The following is a 16,632-nucleotide window of genomic DNA, read 5'->3' as shown; positions in this document are numbered from 1 at the left end:
CGTCGCCGTCGCGGCGGTCGCGGTCGTCGCGGTGGCCGGGATCGGCGCCTTCGCCACCGCCCGGCCGCACCCGGACGCGGCACCCACCTCGTCGCCCGCCCCGGCGCCGATCCCGGTCGAGTCCCCGCTGGACGACTCGATCGTCGCCGTCCCGGCCCCGATCCGCGCCTCGTTCGTGTCCGACCTGAAGGCGGGCCGGTCCGCCGGCCTGCTCCGCTACTTCTACGACCACCCGGACCAGATCCCGGCGCAGCTGCGCACCCCGCGCCGCGCCGACTCCTACGAGCGCTTCGGATCGGGCACCGCCACGGTCTTCCTGTCGCCGTCGCCGGAGGCGCAGAAGGGCGGCCGGGTCACCGTCGCGGTCACCCTCGATCGGGCCGCGAGCGTGCAGCTCCGCGCCATCCGGGCCGACTCCGGCATGCAGAGCTTCATCGAGCGCCTCGACGACGGCACGCGAGGGATCCCCGGCCTGCCCCTGCTGCGGACGGTCGTGTACGCCGGCGAGGCGCCGACCGTGCTCGAGCTGACGGTGCCGAAGGGTGTGCACTGGGACGTCGTCGCGGTCTTCACCGACTGATCCTCCGGCGGCTCTCGGCGGACTCCCCGGAATCCATTGGAATCTGGTCCGGAGAGTCGAAGGAGACGCGGATGTCCGACGAGCCGCCCACCAGAGCCCCAGGCCGCCCCGGCCCCTACGTGGTCGTGGGTGTGCTGCTCCTCATCGGCATCGCCGTCCCGCTGATGGTGCCGGTGTACGCCCGCGCGGAGCCGAGCCTGATCGGGCTGCCGTTCTTCTACTGGTACCAGATGCTGTGGGTGTTCCTCGACGCGGGGCTGCTCTGGATCTGCTACGCGATCGTGCGCCGCGAGGACCGCCGGCGCCGCGAGGCCGTCCAGGACCCGGAGGCCCGGAAGGCGGGGCACCGATGAGCGGCCTCCTGACCGCCGCCCCGCCCGCCCGGCCCGTCGACGGGGTGGCCCTCACCGTCGTCATCGTGATCTTCGTGGCCGTCGCCGTGCTCGGGTTCCTCGCGGCGCGCTGGCGGCGCGGATCCGCCCCCGAGGGCCTCAAGTCCCTCGACGAGTGGGGCCTCGGCGGCCGCGGATTCGGCAGCTGGGTCACCTGGTTCCTGCTCGGCGGCGACCTCTACACCGCCTACACGTTCATCGCGGTGCCCGCCGCGATGTGGAGCACCGGCGCCGTCAGCGGCTTCTTCGCCGTGCCCTACACGGTGGTGCTGTACCCGATCGTGTTCCTGCTCATGGCCCGCCTCTGGTCGGTGTCGCACCGGCACGGCTTCGTGACCCCCGCCGACTTCGTCGGCGGCCGCTACGGCAGCAGGACCCTCTCCCTCGTCATCGCCGTCACCGGCATCGTCGCGACGATGCCCTACATCGCGCTGCAGCTCGTCGGCATCAAGGCGGTGCTCACGGTGCTCGGGATCGGCGGGGGCGGCAACGCGTTCCTCCAGGACCTGCCGCTGATCATCGCCTTCGTCGTGCTCGCCGCGTACACCTACACCGCGGGCCTCCGCGCCCCGGCCCTGATCGCGGTCGTGAAGGACCTGCTGATCTACCTCGCCGTCGTCGTGGCGATCATCTACCTGCCGCTGCACTTCGGCGGCTTCGGCGCCATCTTCGGCGCCGCCTCGGCGAAGCTGTCGGCGACGAACCCCGCGACCGGCCTGCCGACCGGGTCGGTCATCCCGGCTGCGCAGAGCTTCAACGCCTACTGGACCCTCGCCCTCGGGTCCGCGATGGCGCTGTTCATGTACCCGCACTCGATCACGGGCGTGCTCGCGACGCGGAGCCGCAACACCATCCGGCGCAACGCCGTCGTGCTGCCGCTCTACTCCCTGATGCTCGGCTTCCTCGCGCTCCTCGGCTACGTGGCGATCAAGGCGGGCACGAAGCCGATCGACGTCAACGGCGCCGTGAACCCGCAGCTCGTCGTGCCGCAGCTGTTCCTCGACAACTTCCCGTCCTGGTTCGCGGGCGTCGCCCTCGCCGCGATCGCGGTCGGCGCCCTCGTGCCCGCCGCGATCATGTCGATCGCCGCGTCGAACCTCTTCACCCGCAACATCTACCGGGACTTCCTCAAGCGGGACGCGGACCCGGCCAGCCAGGCCCGCGTCTCGAAGCTCGTCTCCCTGCTCGTGAAGTTCGGGGCCCTGATCTTCGTGATCGGCATGGACCAGTCGTCGGCGATCAACCTGCAGCTGCTCGGCGGCATCTGGATCCTGCAGACGTTCCCCGCGATCGTCGCCGGGCTCTACACGCGCTGGTTCCACCACTGGGCGCTCGTGGCCGGCTGGGCCGTCGGCATCCTCTACGGCACGATCGTCGCCTACACCGTCGTGAACCCCGTGACGCACGCGCACTTCGGCGGATCCATCGCGCCGGCCCCGCTCCTCGGCACGCCGGTGTACATCGGCATCACCGCGTTCGTGCTCAACCTGCTCGTCTCGGCGGTGCTGACCCTCGTGCTGCGGGCGCTCCACGTCGCCGACGGGCGGGACCTCACCCGCGCGAGCGATTACGGCGCCGACGAGCACGACCCGAAGGTCGAGGCGCTCGAAGCACGCGGCGACGACGACCGCCCCCCGGTCACCCTGCCGTCGGCCTGAGCCGGTCGGTCAGAACGCGTCGCCCGTGCGCCAGGACATCTCCTGCAGCAGCAGGCCGTTGCCGTCCGGGTCGTCGAAGCCGGCGTAGCGCACGCCACCGCCGACGTCGGTGATCGGCTCGACGTCCACCCCCTTCGCCAGCAGCTCGTCGCGCGAGCGGTCGAGATCCGCGACGACGAGGTGCAGGTTCCGCACCGGGGCACCGGCCGGGTCGTACGCGAACAGGCCCGCGCCGAACCCGAGCGAGCACGCCGAGCCCGGCGGCGTCACCTGCACCACCCGGACACCGGGTGCGGGCCGCACGTCGACGTCGGCGTCGAAGCCGAGCGTCTCGACGTAGAACGCCTTCGCGCGGTCCACGTCCGTGACCGGCAGCAGCACCAGTTCCAGCTTCATCTCCATGTGTCCCTCTTCCGTCTCGCCGTCCTCAACAGGTCGACGGACGGCGGAGCGCGAGCAGGACAATTCTCGCGATGGCCGAACCGCTGATGCCGCACCCCGAGCAGCCCGACACCGCGCTCGACGAGCACCGGGACGCGCCCGCTCGGGAGCCGCACGCCGAGGCCGACGAGACGCCGACGAGCGCCGGCCGGGCGCGGAAGCGCCGGGCGCACGGCGGCGGGCCGGATCAGGCCTCGACCGAGACCTCGTAGACCTGGTCGGTGGGGTGCCCGGCGCGCTCGTGGATCCGCATCACCGCGTCCTTCGAGGGGCCGGTCGAGAGGCAGAACACCTTGCCGCTCTCCGGATCGAGCCACGCCCTCTCGAAGTGGACGCCCTCCGTCGCCTGGATGTCGAGGTCGGCCTGATGGGCCTCCGCCAGCTGCGCCTCCGTCACCCCCACGAAGCCGTCGTGCACGTCCATGAACGTCGCCATCGCTCGTCCTTCCGTCGCGGCACAGCCTCCTCCACGAGGACGCCGCGGGCATCGGTCATCCGACCGATCGCGGCCTACACTCCGAGCGTGGACCGCGGTGAAGCCGGTTGGAGGACCCTGCCCGTGCAGGGCGCGGACGGGCGGTGGCCGCTGTCCGCCCGGGAGCTGGAGGTGGCCCGCCTCGTGGCGACCGGCGCGACGAACCGGCAGATCGCGGCCGCCCTGGAGATCGCGCCGAGGACCGCGTCCGCACACATCGAGCACATCCTGCGCAAGCTCGGCGCCGCGCGGCGGGCGCAGATCGCCGCCTGGGTCGCCCGCCGCTGAGCGGCGCCTTTCGTGGTCGCGGTCAGTCCCGGCGCAGCGCCCTGACCTCGATCGCGCCGATCCGCGCCGTCGGATGCGCTTCGGCCAGCGCGATCGCCTCGGCCTCGTCCTGCACGCGCACCAGGTCGATCCCGGCGATCTGCTCGCCCAGCTCGGCGAAGGGCCCGTGCGCGATCAGCGACTCGCCGTTGCGGCGGCGCACGACGACGCTCGCCTGCGGCTCGTCGCGCAGCCGATGGCCGCCGAGCGTGAGCCGCCGGGCTTCCACGTCGCGCACCCAGTCCGTCGGGTCGCCCTGCTCCCGCGTGGCGGTGCGGATCAGCTCGGGGTCGGGCACGTGGAGGAACAGGAAGTCCTGTCCGCTCGGCGCCGGCTCGGGCGCCGGCGCCGCCGGGTCGTCCGGGACGAAGTCCTGCCACACCTCGCGGATCTCGAGCGCGCCGAACGCCGCGACGGGGTGCCGGGTGGCGTAGTCGGCGACCTGCTCCAGGCTCTCGCCCTCGAGCAGGTCGTAGCCCGCCACCGTCTCCTGCATCTCGGCGAACGGCCCGTCACTGACGAGCGTGCGCCCATCGCGGACCCGTACCGTGCGGGCGTCGGCCGGCTCGGCGGTCGGTCCCCCGTCGACCCGCATGCCCGTGCGGGCACCCTCCTCGGCCCACGGCTCGACATCGCTGCCGTCGGGAACGGGCAGGTTCGGATCGACGCGGACGAGCATCACGTACTGCATGGATTCCTCCTTGACGGGGTGGACGGGTTTCGTCTTCATCAGGACGACGAGCGGGAACCGCCACCGAGGACATCCGACACCAGGAACGCGTACCGTCGCATCCGTGGCGAGGGACGGATCGGCGGCGGCGGAGCGCGCCGTCGACGAGTTCGAGGCCCGGCTCGCCGCGAGCGCGTTCGGGGCGGCGACACGGGCGTCGTTCCGACTCGAGTCGTCGCAGGAGGACGCGCTCTTCTCGGCGGCGACGAACCTGCTCGAGAAGGCGGCGAAGCGGCTCGCGGCCGGCGACGCCGACGGCGCCGCAGCGCTCGTGCGCCGGGCGCTCGCCCTGGACCACGGCGCCGACGACCAGACGCCGCCCGGGCCGGTCGCCGCCTCCACCCTGCTGATCGGCGAGCTCGTCGAACGGGCCGACAGGGCGAGCGCAGCGGCGAGCGGCGACTGGCTCGGCCCGCTGCTGGCGCTGCACCGCGACGCCGACGGTCCCCTGGCCGCCGAGGTCGCCCGCGCGCTCGACACCCTCGCCGAGCTCGGGCTCGAGCCGGCCGAGGTGCGACGGATCCGGGCGGTCGCCCGGCCCGGCGCCCGCCTCGAGGAACCGCTCGGCGAGGTCCGCGACCCCGTCGAACGGGTGCAGGTGGTTCTGGCGCTGCTGCGGCTCGTGATCGGCCTCCGCGTCTTTGGTTCCGCCGGCTGACCGCGTCCGCTGAAGGCGTGCGCGGGCCTGCGCGACGCGGGTCCCCGAATGCCGGGCGGCGCGGCCTCCGTCGGCCATGATCGTCGCCATGTGCCGACTGCTCGCCTTCGCGTCCCGCACCCCCGTCACGCTCGCGGACCTGCTCGGCCCCGCGGAGCTCGCCGAGTTCACGGCGCTGTCCCGCAAGCACGCCGACGGCTGGGGCTTCGCCTGGGCCGAGGCGTCCGGCGTCCGCACCGTCCGCTTCGCGGACCCGGCCCACGCGAGCCCCGAGTTCGGCCGCGTGTCCCGTGAGCACCGCACCGACCTCGGCCTCGCGCACGTGCGCTGGGCGACGGCGAACCTGCCGATCCGGCTCGAGAACACGCATCCGTTCACGGACGGACGCATCGCCCTGGCGCACAACGGGACCGTCAAGCCGCCGCAGAGCCTCGACCCGCTGGTGCCGGCCGACCTGCTCGCCGGCATGGCGGGCACGACCGACAGCGAGCGGTACGCGCTCGCCGTGATCGGCGCCGCGCGCCGCACCGACCCGGCGACCGCGCTCGGCGACACCGCGGCCACCATCGCGGCGACGCTCGCCCACACGAGCGTGAACGCGATGCTCGTCACGGACACCGAGCTCGTGGCGGTCTCCCGCTACCGTCCCGAGGCCGAGGCGGCCGAGCAGGAGCACGAGTACTACCACATGCGCTACCGGGTCACCCCGGACGCCGTCGTCGTCACCTCGAGCGGCTGGGGCGACGGCTGGGAGACCCTCGGCAACGGGGAGATGCTCGTCGTGCAGCGCGGCACCCTGGCGATCGACATCCGCGCCATCGACGAGGTCGCCGCGGTCGCCTGAGCGACTCCGCCCAGCGCCGGCCGCCGCACGTCGGCCGGCGCGGTCGTCGTTCCGCACCCCCTCGAGGCGGCGCCATGGGCTTCCCGGGCCCCCGAACTGGCGCTGGGACCAGGGCATCCGTTCCCGACAGAGTGGGCTCTCGGTGCGGTCCGCGACACCCGGCGGACCCCGGAAACCCAGAAGGAACCCTTCGTGCTCGTTTCGACGCGCCTCACCCTCGGCGCCGCCGGAGCCCTCGTGGCCGGCCTGCTCGTCTCGGCGGCGCTGCCCGCCTCCGCCGTCCCCGCGGCGACCTCCGACTCCACCTCGACCCCGGTCGGCGGGTACGCCCGCAGCGGCAGCCCCGTCGCGCCGAACGTCGGCGGCCTCGTGCCCGCGTCCGTGGGCCGCATGCACGCCCTCGCCACCGCGACGCTGCCCGCGTCGGTGAACCTCGAGAAGTGGGCGGTCGCGCCCGGCGACCAGAAGCAGGTCGGCTCGTGCGTGGCCTGGACCATCGGCTACTCGATGCTCGGCTACTACAGCGTCTACCGCGGCAGCAGCCGCACCTTCGCGCCGATGTACCTCTACTCGCAGGACCACCTGCCGAACGACGGCGGCTCCACGAGCCTCGACGCCTACGCCATCCTGATGAAGCAGGGCATCGCGCCCAGCACGTCGTACCGCGAGGGCGACTACAACTGGACGCACAAGCCCACCGCCGCGGAGAAGGCGGCGGCCGTCGCGTACACGGCCACCGCGCCCCACTACCTCTACAACGTCTTCGGCTCCGGTCCCGGCACGGCCGCGCGCACCGCCATCGAGACGGCGCTGTCGAAGAAGCACCCGGTCGCGCTCGGCATCCCGGTCTTCCCGGCGTTCGAGCGGCTGACCGCGAGCCACTCGGTGCTGCGGGCGAGCTCGATCCCCGCCGGCGCGCGGAGCCTCGGCGGCCACATGGTGCTCGTCGTCGGCTACGACTCGACCGGCGTGATCATCGAGAACCAGTGGGGCACCTCCTGGGGCGCCGGCGGCTTCGCGAAGCTCGACTGGTCGTTCGTGGAGCGGTACTCGATGGAGGCCTCCTGGATCTACGGCTTCGCCAGCAGCGTTCCCGCGACCCCGCCGGCCCAGGTCGACGGGTTCACCACCACCGTCGAGAACACCGGCACCGACTCCGCCGACCTCTCGGTGAGCTGGGACCGCACCGGGTCCTACGAGGACATGCTGCGCCACCCGGTCACCGGCTACGTCGCGACGCTGACCGGCTCGGACGGATCCGCGCGGACCGCGCCGAGCACGGGAGCGAGCCAGTCCTCCGCCGACTTCACCGGTCTCGGCTACGACACCACGTACACGCTCTCCGTCAGGGCCTCGAACGCCGTCGGGGCCGGTGCTCCGCAGGTGTTCACCTTCACGCCGAGCCGGTACGGCGACTCGGGCAGCTTCCTCGGGGACCCGATCACCGGCTCCCCGCTGCCGACGCCCGCCATGGCGCCCGCGAACGCGACCCCCGCCACGAACCCGGGTGCCCCGGCGACGGCCTGGCCGACGCTCTCGTGGACGCACCTCGGCATCAGCTGGACGAAGCCGCCGTTCACGGGCCACCGCGCGATCACCGCCTACCGCGTGAGGATCGTCGGCCAGCGCAGCGGCACGACCGTCTACTCGCACACGTGGACGCTGTCCTCGGCCCGCCGGTCGCTGACCGCCGCGTTCCGCACGGCTGCGCACCACGCGTCGACGACCGTGCCGAAGAAGCTGCCGACGTACATCATCAGCGTGCAGTCGAGGAACACCGGCGGGAGGTGGAGCTCGGTGTCGGGAACGACGATCAGGCTGCACTGGACCTCGTCGGGCTTCTCGGGCACCGCCTCCCGCAGCTAGCGCTCCGCCTCCTCGCGCACTGCGGCCAGGGAGGGGGCGGATCAGGGCTCCGCAGCGCCCAATAGCCTGGATCCCGCACCGTCGCGGTCCCTGAGGAGGCACCATGTCCATCGCCAGTCTCACCCGCGAGGAGGCCGCCGAGCGGGCCGCGCTCCTCACCGTCGAGCGGTACGACATCCAGGTCGACCTCACCGGGCTGCTCGAGGGCGCGACGATCCGCTCGACCTCGACGATCGTCTTCGCCGCGGCGCCGGGCGCGGCCACCTTCGTCGACGTCGTGGCGGACGTCGAGCGGGCGACGCTGAACGGCACCGACCTGGACCTCGGCGGCGTGGCGGACGGCCGCCTGCCGCTGGCGGACCTCCAGGAGCGGAACGAGCTCGTCGTCACCGCGACGCAGTCGCGGACCGACGCCGGCCAGGGCGTGCTGCGCACCGTCGACCCGACCGACGGCCTCGTCTACGTGTGGATGACCTTCGAGCCGGACGAGGCCCGCCGCATCTGGGCCTGCTTCGACCAGCCCGACCTGAAGGCCGTCCACCGCTTCACCGTGCTCGCTCCCGCGTCGTGGACGGTCACGAACAACAGCGCCCCCGAGACGATCACCGACGAGGGGTCCGCCCGGCGCTGGACCTTCGCGCCCACCCCCCGGCTCTCGCCCTACGTCACCGTCGTGAACGCGGGGCCGTTCCACCAGCTCCGCCGCACCATCGACGGCTACGACCTCGGCCTCTACTGCCGGCAGTCGCTGAAGCCGTTCCTCGAGCGGGACGCCGACGAGCTCTTCGACCTGACGGCACGCGGTCTCGCCTGGTTCGGCGAGCGGTTCGCCTTCCCGTTCCCGCAGACCCGCTACGACCAGGCGTTCGTCCCCGACATGGGCGGCGCGATGGAGAACTGGGGCAGCGTCACCCACACGGACGCGTTCCTGCACCGCAGCGCGCCCACCTTCCGGCAGCGGTCGATCCGCGCCAACGTCGTGCTGCACGAGATGGCCCACATGTGGTTCGGCGACCTCGTGACGATGCAGTGGTGGGACGACCTCTGGCTCAACGAGGCCTTCGCCTCCTGGGCGGCGACCTGGGCGATGGTCGGCGCGACCGAGTACACCGACGCCTGGGCCACCGACCTGCTCGACTCGAAGCTCGCCGGGTACCGCCAGGACATGGGACCCGCGGCGCACCCCATCCGCGGCCATGTGGCGAACGTGGTGCAGGCGATGGCGAACTTCGACGACATCACCTACGAGAAGGGGGAGGCGGTGCTGCACCAGCTCGCCGCCTATCTCGGCGAGGACGCGTTCGTCGAAGGGCTCCGCGCCTACTTCGCCGCGCAGGCGTGGGGCAACACGGTGCTCGACGACCTGATGTCGGAGTTCGCGAAGGCGTCCGGCCGGGATCTCGCGCAGTGGACGACCGACTGGCTCGACCGCGCCGGGACGGACACCCTGATCCTCGACGGGTCGACGCTGTCGGCGACCGCACCCGACGGCGGCGAGCCCCGCCCGCACCGGCTCGCGATCGCCGGCTACGACGTGACCGACGACGCGCTGCGGCCCGCCGGTGTGGTGGAGGTCGAGGTCGCCGGCGCCGAGACGCCCGTGGAGCTGCCCGGCGGATCCGTCTTCCAGGTCAACGCGGGCGACCTCACCTTCGCCGCGGTGCGCGCGGATCCGACCTCGCTCGAGACGCTGCGCAGCCGGGCGGCGCAGCTGCCCGACGCCCTCTCGCGCACCCTCGCCGTCACGACGACGTGGGATCGGCTCGTGAAGGGCGAGGTCGGCGGCGACGTGCTCGTACGGGTGGTCGCGGACGTGCTCGCCGTCGAGTCGAGCCCCGCCGTCGTCGAGGGACTCCTCACGCTCGGCCTGAACGCGGCGGAGCAGTGGTCGCCGGTGAGCCGGATCCCGGAGCTCACGGCGGGGATCGCGGCGACGAGCGCACTCCTCGCCGGGAACCCGGAGCACCGTCAGCCCGCGCTCCGCACCCTCGCCGCCACCGCGACGGAGCCGGAGCACTTCACGGTGCTCGAGGCCGCTGCGAAGGACGACGTCGACCTCGCCTGGCGGGTGCTCGCGCGACGGGCCGAGCTCGGCGACTACGACGCCGCCGCCGTGCAGGCACTCCAGCAGCGCGATCCCGACCCCGACGCCTTCGCCAGCGCACTCGCGGTGCTCGGCTCGCAGCCCGACGCCGCCGCGAAGCAGGAGGTGTGGCAGGCGATGATGATCGACCGTCGCGTCCCGGCCGGACCGCCTCGCGGCACGGTGGCGCGCCGCTTCTGGCGGCCGCTGCAGGCCGACCTGCTGGCGGAGTACCCGGGCCGCTACCTCGAGGTGCTCGACTCGTTCGGCGGCGCCGGCATGCTCGGCCAGCTCGGCATCGTGCGCGGGATGTTCCCGTTCGCGGTGGTGGACGAGGCGTTCCTCGAGCAGGCGGCGGCCGCGGCGAACGCGGACGGCGTCAACCCGACGGTCCGCACCACGCTCCTCGACGGTGTCGACACGGGGCAGCGGATGCTCCGGGCACGCCAGTAGCTCCCCGCCGCGCCCGTCCTCCCCGCACGACCGTCGCCCGCCGGGCGGATGATGTGTCCACGCACGGAAGGGACCGCCATGGCGACGCACTCGGACCAGCCCGGCTGGCGCCCCGACCCGGCCGAGCCGGGCACGCTCCGCTGGTGGAACGGCCTCGGCTGGTCGGACGCGCGGCGTTCGGCGGGCCAGGCGACCGACCGCGAGCGGACCGCCGTGCAGGCGGCGGCGCAGGGCAGCACGATCAGCCCCGAGCAGGTCGCGCAGACCACCACGGACCGGCGCACCCACCGCGGCGCACCCGCGGGCGAGATCGCACGTCCGCATCCGCTCGCACGGCTCGCCCCCGTGATCGGCTTCCTCGGCCTCCTCGTCGGCGCCTACGGGATCGTCTCGTTGCTCGGAGCCGTCGTGTCGATCGCCGGCCTCGTCCTGAGCAGCAGGCGGGGCGGTCGTGGCGCTCGTGCCGGGCGTGCCGCGTCGCTCCTCGGCCTGGTCTTCTCGGCCCTCGGCCTGCTGCGGTGGCTGCCCGCGCTGCTCCAGCTCGTGCCGGGCCTGCAGGACGCGCTGAACCCCTGATCCCGGGGTGCTCGATAGCCTGAGGCCGGAGGTGCCGATGCCCGAGGTCGACGACGACCGCCCCCTGCTGCTCACCGGCGCGCGGATCGTCTCCGGCGGCACGATCGTCGAGGACGGGTGGGTGCGGTTCCAGCACGGGCGCGTCGCCGCCCGCGGCCACGGCGCGCCGCCGGAGCACGACGGGGAGACGCTCGACGCCGCCGGCCGGATCCTCACGCCCGGCTTCGTCGACGTGCACGTACACGGCGGCGGCGGCGCGGACTTCGCCGACGGCTCGGCCGCCGCGGCCGACGTGCTGCGGACGCATCGGGCCCACGGCACGACCCGCACCGTCCTGTCCCTCGTCAGCGCGCCGGTCGACGCGCTCGCCGGCACGCTCCGCGCGCTCGCCCCGGTCGTGCGGGCGGACCCGCTGCTGCTCGGCATCCACCTCGAGGGCCCCTTCCTCAGCCCGGACAACAAGGGCGCCCACGACCCCGGCGCCCTGACCGCCCCGACGCCCGAGTCGGTCGAGACGCTGCTCGCGGCGGCCGACGGGACGCTCGCGCTCGTCACCATCGCGCCCGAGCTGCCGGGCGCCCTCGACGCGATCCGCGCGTTCACCGCCGCCGGCGTGCGCGTCGCGGTCGGCCACACGACCGCCGACCTCGACGCGGCCGGCGCGGGGTTCGACGCCGGCGCCACGCAGCTCACTCACGCCTTCAACGCCATGCCCCCGTTCCTGCACCGGGCGCCCGGGCCGATCGGCGCCGCCCTCGAGCATCCGGGCGTCGTGCTCGAGCTCATCGCGGACGGCCTCCATGTGCATCCGGTCGTCCTCGCGGCCCTGTTCCGGATGGCGCCCGGCCGCGTCGCCCTGATCACCGACGCGATGAGCGCGGCGGGGTTCGGCGACGGCGACTACCGCCTGGGCACGCTGCAGGTCGCGGTCCGCGACGGCGCCGCCCGCCTCGAGAGCGGCAGCCTTGCCGGCTCGACCCTCACCCTCGACGCGGCGATCCGCACGGTCGTCGCCGCGGGCGTCCCGCTCCAGGACGCGGTGCTCGCCGCGACCGCGACCCCCGCCCAGGCGATCGGCCGCCCGGACCTCGGCGTGCTCGATCCCGGGTCGCCGGCCGACGCCGTGCTGCTCGGCGACGACGTCGAGGTCGACGCCGTCTGGGCCGATGGCCGCCGCCTCGCCTGACGTCGCACCGTCCGCCTCATCCGGCCGGCAGCCCGGCGTCGAGCGCCGCGACGACGGCGGCCGTCCGGTCGCGGGCGTCGAGCTTGCTGAGGATCGCCGACACGTGCGTCTTCACGGTCCGCTCCCCCACCCGCAGCGCGTCGGCGATCTCGCCGTTGGTGCGCCCGCGGCACATGAGCCGCAGCACGTCCGTCTCCCGCGGGGTGAGGCGCTCGAGGCGACGCGGATCGCGGGGGGAACCGGCCGACGCCTGACGGGCGCGGGCGAGCACCCGCGGCAGCACGCGCGGGTCGATCCAGGAACCGCCCGCTGCGACCGCCCGCACCGCCTGCACCAGGGTCTCGGCGGGGCTGTCCTTCAGCACGAATCCGTCCGCGCCGGCGTTCAGGGCACCCCACAGCACCTCGTCGTCGTCGAACGTCGTGAGGGCGAGCACCGGCGGCGCACCGTCCCGCGCCCGGAGCCGCCTGATGCCCTCCGGGCCGTCGACCCCGGGCATCCGCACGTCCATCAGCACCACGTCCGGCGCGTGGCGCTCGGCGGCGACCACCGCGGCCGCGCCGTCGGCGGCCTCCGCCACCACCGTGATGTCGGGCTCGGCGCCGAGCACGAGCGCAAGACCTGCGCGCACCATCGCCTGGTCGTCGGCGAGCACGACGCGCAGCGGCCCGGTCACGCCGCTCCCCCGGCCACGGCCGGCACGCCGAGCGGGAGCCGGCACTCGACCACCCATGCCCCGTCCTGCGGCCGGCCGGTGAGCCGGCCGCCGAGCGCCTCGACCTGCTCGCGGAGTCCGACGAGCCCGTAGCCGCCGGTGCTCGGCGCCGGAGCCCCGCGGCCGACCGGGTTGCTGATCCGCGCGCTCGCGGACGCCGCGTCGACCGCGACGCGCACGTCGATCGGGTCGTCGCTCCTGCTGTGCCGGGCGGCGTTCGCCAGCGCCTCCTGCACCACCCGGTAGAGGGCGACCCGGACCGCGAGGGGCAGTGCCGTCGCGTCGCCGTCCGCCCGCAGGTCGACGGTGCGCCCGGCGAGCCGGTAGCTCCCGGCGAGCTGCTCGAGGTCGAGGGAGACGCCGGGCCTGTCGTCCTCCTGCCGCAGCAGCCCGACGACGCCGCGGATGCCGTCGAGCGCCTCCCGGCACACCCGCTCCGCATCCGCGAGCGCCGCTTCCGCCGACTGCGGATCCGCGCGCAGCACCCGCCGTGCCCCGCCGACGTGCAGCACGACGACGGTCAGGGAGTGCGCCACGAGGTCGTGCACGTCCCGGGCGATGCGCTGCCGCTCCTCGCGGACCGCCGCCTCGGCCAGCCGGGCGTCCGCCGCACGGAGGTCCGCCGCGAGCCGGTTCGCGCGCCGGAGGAGCACGCCGATCAGCACGCCGAAGAGGTTGCCGAACGCGAAGTAGGGCGCCCCGTACGCCCAGAGGTCGTCGCCGTGCAGCGCCGGCAGGAACGGGACGACCAGCACGAGTGCGGTGACCGCGAGCACGAACCGGCGATCGTCCGACCTGGCGGCGACCCGGCTGGCTGCAGCCGTCGTGAGGAAGGTGACGACGCCCGCGTGGTTGAGCAGGATCACCGGGATGACCGGCACGAGGGCGAGCACCGCGAACAGCCACAGCCGGAGGGGCCGGCCGAGCACCACGAGCAGCCACGGCACGAGTGCGACGAGCACGAGCGCGATCGTCCAGGGCGTGCTGCGCAGCGCCTCGACGATCGCCAGCACGCCGGCGAGCGCGGCGATGGCCGCGTAGATCCGCTCGGTGGCGGTGTCGTCCGGCTCGATCACGGCAGCTGTCATCGGTGCCTCCCCTCGCGTGTCGTTCGTGCATCAGGTTCCCGCATCCCCGGGCCCGCCGCCTCGTACCACAGGCGGAGACGCTTCGGCCCGGCAGGACGATGCGGCGCGACCACCTCTGCCGCGACGCTCGACCCATGACCGCTTCCTCCGTCCTTCCCGCTCCCGGCGCTCCCTCCGCCGCCCGCCCGCGGCACCTCGAACCGCGGGCCCTCCTGCTCGCCGGCGCCGGGATCGCGGGCGTCTCGCTCCTCGTCGCCCTCGTCGGCCTCGTCGTGGACCCGCGGGTGATCCAGGGCGCCCCCGCCTGGCTGAAGCCCGCGAAGTTCGGGATCTCCATCACCCTGTACCTGCTGACCCTGCAGTGGATGCTCTCGTTCCTGCGCGGCCACCGGCGCCTGCTGCTCGGGATGAGCGGCGTGATCCTCGTCGGTCTCACGGCCGAGATCGTGCTGATCGACCTCCAGGTGATGCGTGGCACGACGAGCCACTTCAACGAGACGACGCCCTTCGACACCATCGTGTTCGAGTCGATGGGCGGCCTGATCAGCACCGTGTTCCTCGCGACCGCCGTAGTCGCGGTGCTCGTCCTCCGGATGCGCGGCCTCGACGCCGGCCTCGCCGCCGGCATGCGCTGGGGCCTGCTGCTCACCCTGCTCGGGATGCTCGAGGCCGGCCTCATGATCGCGAACACCGGATGGAACCCTGCGGGCGGCCACACGGTCGGCGCGCCGGACGGCGGCCCCGGCCTGCCGCTCACCGACTGGAGCACCCTGCACGGCGACCTCCGCATCGGCCACTTCCTCGGGCTGCACGCCCTGCAGGCGCTGCCGCTCCTCGCCTGGCTCCTCGCCCGCTTCAGCCCCGCCGACGAGCGGACCCGCGTGCGCCTGCTCCGCGTCGCGGCGGCGGGGACGGCGGGCCTGGTCGCGCTGGTGACGTGGCAGGCGCTCCGCGGCCAGGCCCTGATCGCACCCGACGCCCTGACTCTCGGCGCGGCCGCCGCCCTCGTCGCCGTCGTCGGGACCGCCGGACGGCTGGTGCTCCACCGCCGCGCGGTCGCCCGCTGATCCGCGACGCCGGTCAGCCCAGGGCGAGTGCCGTGCAGCCGATCGAGATCAGCAGTCCGCGCGGCAGGGGCACCTGCATGGTCATCCGCGACGGCGGGTCGTACGGGAAGAAGGTGCCGAACAGCTCGTTCAGCTCGCCGAAATCGGCCTGGTCGGCGACGAGCACCGTCGTGCTGACGACCTGCTCGGGGCTGCTCCCGGCCGCCCGGAGCACGGCCTCGAGGTTGGCGAACGCCTGCCTCGCCTGCTCGCCGAACGCCGGCCCCGCCGTCGCCCCCGTCGCAGGATCGACGCCCGGCTGGCCCGAGACGAACACGAACCCGCCTGCCCGCACCGCCTGGGAGTACGGACCGATCCCGCTCGGCACCCCCGGGCCCGTCACCACCTGCTTGTCCATGGCGGCGACCGTCCTCAGGCCCGTGCCCAGAGGGCGTTGACGATCCGCCAGCGGTCGTCGATCCGCACGAGGTGCACGTAGTCGACGTAGACCGCGCTCGTGACCGTGGCGGAGGCGATGTCGCCGTGCACGTCGTCGACGCGGACCCGGATGTCCCGATCGGGCACGTCACGGGAGCGGCCGACGCCTGCGGCGGTCGCGTCGATCATGGTCTTCGCGGTGTCCGTGTCGATGCCGCCGCCCGGCACGACGCCGCGCTTCGCGAGCTCCGGGTGCAGCGCCCGCTCCATGCGCCCGGCGTCGCCGTCGAACCAGCCCTCGTAGTAGTCGAGCGCCGTCGCGACGATCGCGTCGCGGTCCGCCGCACCGCTGTCGGTCATCCCCTGCCTCCTTCGCCGATCGATTCCAGGAACGCGTCGATGTGCCTGTTCACGACCTCCGGGATCCGGCGCTGCGGCTCATGCCCGCTGCCCGTCATGGAGCACGGTGCCGTGCGCGATCGCAGGAGTCCCGGTCAGCATCGACGCCCCTCAGGGTAGGAACGGCCCGAGCGTAGGCCTGCGCCGGCCCGTCCGCCAGGGCCGGGCCCCGTCCGGTCAGCGTCCCGCGGTGAGCAGCTCGAGCAGCGCGGCTCCGACGGCCCGGGAGCTGCCGAACGTCGCGACGTCGGCGTAGCGGCGGTCCTCCGACGGCCAGCCCAGATCGACGGCGACCACGTCGCAGCCGTCCTTCCGGAGGGCGTCGATCACCGCCCTGGACGCCGGATGCCGATGGTTGTCGCGCCCGACGACGAGGAACCGCCGCCGGCCGCCGTCGTGCGTGAGCACGTCCGTCGGCGCGACCTGGAGGACCGGCCAGGAGGCGAACCCCCGGGCGGCAGGCGCGTCGGGGTCGGCGGCGACGGCCGCGAACGGCCCCCACGCGGCGTGCCCGACCGCCGTGTTCGGCTCCGTCTCCAGCCGGAGAACGGACCAGTCCTCGCCGCCGGCGAGCAGTCGCGCCGCCTCGGGCCGGACGTCGAAGGTCGCGGCGATCCGCTGGGGGTCGACGGGCGCGCCGGCACCGCCGCCGTCGCCCGCGCCGCCGCCTCGCAGCC

Annotated in this window: 18 protein-coding genes and 2 pseudogenes; 12 read left to right on the top strand and 8 right to left on the bottom strand. The window is 74.1% G+C overall.

What is annotated here, in order from left to right; all coding sequences use genetic code 11:
• The 3 genes and pseudogenes from JWQ92_RS11715 to mctP form a co-directional block, all read left to right on the top strand.
• Positions 1-580, top strand: a pseudogene (locus tag JWQ92_RS11715) (hypothetical protein); the annotation flags it as partial.
• 71 nt (positions 581-651) lie between these two features.
• On the top strand, positions 652-933 hold the full coding sequence (locus JWQ92_RS11710) for a DUF3311 domain-containing protein (RefSeq protein ID WP_297344640.1): 282 nt from the start codon (positions 652-654) through the stop codon (positions 931-933).
• Positions 930-2,630, top strand: a complete 1,701-nt coding sequence (mctP, locus tag JWQ92_RS11705; RefSeq protein WP_297344639.1) for a monocarboxylate uptake permease MctP — start codon at positions 930-932, stop codon at positions 2,628-2,630. Before JWQ92_RS11710 ends, mctP begins: the two co-directional genes overlap by 4 nt.
• 9 nt (positions 2,631-2,639) lie before the next feature.
• Here the strand turns inward: mctP and JWQ92_RS11700 are convergent, their stop codons facing one another.
• The gene (locus JWQ92_RS11700; protein ID WP_297344638.1) at positions 2,640-3,032 is read right to left on the bottom strand and encodes a VOC family protein; all 393 of its coding nucleotides are present in this window, start codon (positions 3,030-3,032) and stop codon (positions 2,640-2,642) included.
• Between the two features lie 71 nt (positions 3,033-3,103).
• On the opposite strand from JWQ92_RS11700, the gene JWQ92_RS11695 reads away from it, so the two are divergent.
• On the top strand, positions 3,104-3,283 hold the full coding sequence (locus JWQ92_RS11695; RefSeq protein WP_297344637.1) for a hypothetical protein: 180 nt from the start codon (positions 3,104-3,106) through the stop codon (positions 3,281-3,283).
• Here the strand turns inward: JWQ92_RS11695 and JWQ92_RS11690 are convergent.
• Complete coding sequence (locus JWQ92_RS11690) at positions 3,259-3,507, bottom strand: SCO4226 family nickel-binding protein (protein ID WP_297344636.1); 249 nt, start codon at positions 3,505-3,507, stop codon at positions 3,259-3,261. The two genes, JWQ92_RS11695 and JWQ92_RS11690, sit on opposite strands and share 25 nt — an antisense overlap.
• An 87-nt stretch (positions 3,508-3,594) precedes the next feature.
• On the opposite strand from JWQ92_RS11690, the gene JWQ92_RS11685 reads away from it, so the two are divergent.
• The gene (locus JWQ92_RS11685) at positions 3,595-3,834 is read left to right on the top strand and encodes a response regulator transcription factor (protein ID WP_297344635.1); all 240 of its coding nucleotides are present in this window, start codon (positions 3,595-3,597) and stop codon (positions 3,832-3,834) included.
• Positions 3,835-3,856: 22 nt separating this feature from the next.
• On the opposite strand, the gene JWQ92_RS11680 is transcribed toward JWQ92_RS11685, so the two are convergent.
• Positions 3,857-4,564, bottom strand: coding sequence for a YciI family protein (locus tag JWQ92_RS11680; RefSeq protein ID WP_297344634.1), 708 nt, complete (start codon positions 4,562-4,564; stop codon positions 3,857-3,859).
• A gap of 103 nt (positions 4,565-4,667) precedes the next feature.
• On the opposite strand from JWQ92_RS11680, the gene JWQ92_RS11675 reads away from it, so the two are divergent.
• From JWQ92_RS11675 to nagA, 6 genes are all read left to right on the top strand, one after another.
• Complete coding sequence (locus JWQ92_RS11675; RefSeq protein WP_297344633.1) at positions 4,668-5,261, top strand: hypothetical protein; 594 nt, start codon at positions 4,668-4,670, stop codon at positions 5,259-5,261.
• 88 nt (positions 5,262-5,349) lie between these two features.
• Positions 5,350-6,105, top strand: coding sequence for a class II glutamine amidotransferase (locus JWQ92_RS11670; protein ID WP_297344632.1), 756 nt, complete (start codon positions 5,350-5,352; stop codon positions 6,103-6,105).
• A gap of 192 nt (positions 6,106-6,297) precedes the next feature.
• Positions 6,298-7,971 carry a C1 family peptidase gene (locus JWQ92_RS11665; protein WP_297344631.1) on the top strand — a complete coding sequence of 558 codons (1,674 nt, stop codon included), beginning with the start codon at positions 6,298-6,300 and terminating at the stop codon, positions 7,969-7,971.
• A gap of 103 nt (positions 7,972-8,074) precedes the next feature.
• Complete coding sequence (gene pepN / locus JWQ92_RS11660) at positions 8,075-10,507, top strand: aminopeptidase N (protein ID WP_297344630.1); 2,433 nt, start codon at positions 8,075-8,077, stop codon at positions 10,505-10,507.
• A 78-nt stretch (positions 10,508-10,585) separates the two neighbouring features.
• Positions 10,586-11,083: a DUF2510 domain-containing protein gene (locus JWQ92_RS11655; RefSeq protein WP_297344629.1), complete on the top strand. Its 498-nt coding sequence runs from the start codon at positions 10,586-10,588 to the stop codon at positions 11,081-11,083.
• Between the two features lie 37 nt (positions 11,084-11,120).
• On the top strand, positions 11,121-12,269 hold the full coding sequence (gene nagA, locus JWQ92_RS11650) for an N-acetylglucosamine-6-phosphate deacetylase (protein WP_297344628.1): 1,149 nt from the start codon (positions 11,121-11,123) through the stop codon (positions 12,267-12,269).
• Between the two features lie 16 nt (positions 12,270-12,285).
• Here nagA and JWQ92_RS11645 read toward each other — a convergent pair whose 3' ends face one another.
• Both JWQ92_RS11645 and JWQ92_RS11640 read right to left on the bottom strand, forming a co-directional pair.
• Positions 12,286-12,945 carry a response regulator transcription factor gene (locus JWQ92_RS11645; RefSeq protein ID WP_297344627.1) on the bottom strand — a complete coding sequence of 220 codons (660 nt, stop codon included), beginning with the start codon at positions 12,943-12,945 and terminating at the stop codon, positions 12,286-12,288.
• A complete protein-coding gene (locus JWQ92_RS11640) occupies positions 12,942-14,072 on the bottom strand; it encodes a histidine kinase (protein WP_297344626.1) in 1,131 nt (376 codons plus the stop codon). The genes JWQ92_RS11645 and JWQ92_RS11640 overlap by 4 nt, the downstream gene beginning before the upstream one ends.
• Positions 14,073-14,206: 134 nt before the next feature.
• Here JWQ92_RS11640 and JWQ92_RS11635 point away from each other — a divergent pair, with 134 nt between their 5' ends.
• Complete coding sequence (locus JWQ92_RS11635; RefSeq protein WP_297344625.1) at positions 14,207-15,139, top strand: hypothetical protein; 933 nt, start codon at positions 14,207-14,209, stop codon at positions 15,137-15,139.
• Positions 15,140-15,152: 13 nt separating this feature from the next.
• Here the strand turns inward: JWQ92_RS11635 and JWQ92_RS11630 are convergent, their stop codons facing one another.
• From JWQ92_RS11630 to JWQ92_RS11620, 3 genes and pseudogenes are all read right to left on the bottom strand, one after another.
• Complete coding sequence (locus tag JWQ92_RS11630) at positions 15,153-15,536, bottom strand: RidA family protein (RefSeq protein ID WP_297344624.1); 384 nt, start codon at positions 15,534-15,536, stop codon at positions 15,153-15,155.
• A gap of 14 nt (positions 15,537-15,550) precedes the next feature.
• The gene (locus JWQ92_RS11625; protein ID WP_297344623.1) at positions 15,551-15,916 is read right to left on the bottom strand and encodes a nuclear transport factor 2 family protein; all 366 of its coding nucleotides are present in this window, start codon (positions 15,914-15,916) and stop codon (positions 15,551-15,553) included.
• 216 nt (positions 15,917-16,132) lie between these two features.
• Positions 16,133-16,632: pseudogene (locus tag JWQ92_RS11620) on the bottom strand (hypothetical protein); the annotation flags it as partial.

The sequence above is a fragment of the Amnibacterium sp. genome (genome assembly GCF_025463795.1).
Taxonomy (GTDB): domain Bacteria; phylum Actinomycetota; class Actinomycetes; order Actinomycetales; family Microbacteriaceae; genus Amnibacterium.
This window is presented reverse-complemented; position numbering and strand designations above follow the sequence as displayed.

Coding starts and splice junctions, on each gene's coding strand:
- pepN (WP_297344630.1), top strand. CDS start 8,075: ATGTCCATCGCCAGTCTCACCCGCGAGGAGGCCGCCGAGCGGGCCGCG.
- JWQ92_RS11635 (WP_297344625.1), top strand. CDS start 14,207: ATGACCGCTTCCTCCGTCCTTCCCGCTCCCGGCGCTCCCTCCGCCGCC.
- JWQ92_RS11655 (WP_297344629.1), top strand. CDS start 10,586: ATGGCGACGCACTCGGACCAGCCCGGCTGGCGCCCCGACCCGGCCGAG.
- nagA (WP_297344628.1), top strand. CDS start 11,121: ATGCCCGAGGTCGACGACGACCGCCCCCTGCTGCTCACCGGCGCGCGG.
- JWQ92_RS11710 (WP_297344640.1), top strand. CDS start 652: ATGTCCGACGAGCCGCCCACCAGAGCCCCAGGCCGCCCCGGCCCCTAC.
- JWQ92_RS11670 (WP_297344632.1), top strand. CDS start 5,350: ATGTGCCGACTGCTCGCCTTCGCGTCCCGCACCCCCGTCACGCTCGCG.
- JWQ92_RS11695 (WP_297344637.1), top strand. CDS start 3,104: ATGGCCGAACCGCTGATGCCGCACCCCGAGCAGCCCGACACCGCGCTC.
- JWQ92_RS11640 (WP_297344626.1), bottom strand. CDS start 14,072: ATGACAGCTGCCGTGATCGAGCCGGACGACACCGCCACCGAGCGGATC.
- JWQ92_RS11700 (WP_297344638.1), bottom strand. CDS start 3,032: ATGGAGATGAAGCTGGAACTGGTGCTGCTGCCGGTCACGGACGTGGAC.
- JWQ92_RS11680 (WP_297344634.1), bottom strand. CDS start 4,564: ATGCAGTACGTGATGCTCGTCCGCGTCGATCCGAACCTGCCCGTTCCC.
- JWQ92_RS11625 (WP_297344623.1), bottom strand. CDS start 15,916: ATGACCGACAGCGGTGCGGCGGACCGCGACGCGATCGTCGCGACGGCG.
- JWQ92_RS11690 (WP_297344636.1), bottom strand. CDS start 3,507: ATGGCGACGTTCATGGACGTGCACGACGGCTTCGTGGGGGTGACGGAG.
- mctP (WP_297344639.1), top strand. CDS start 930: ATGAGCGGCCTCCTGACCGCCGCCCCGCCCGCCCGGCCCGTCGACGGG.
- JWQ92_RS11630 (WP_297344624.1), bottom strand. CDS start 15,536: ATGGACAAGCAGGTGGTGACGGGCCCGGGGGTGCCGAGCGGGATCGGT.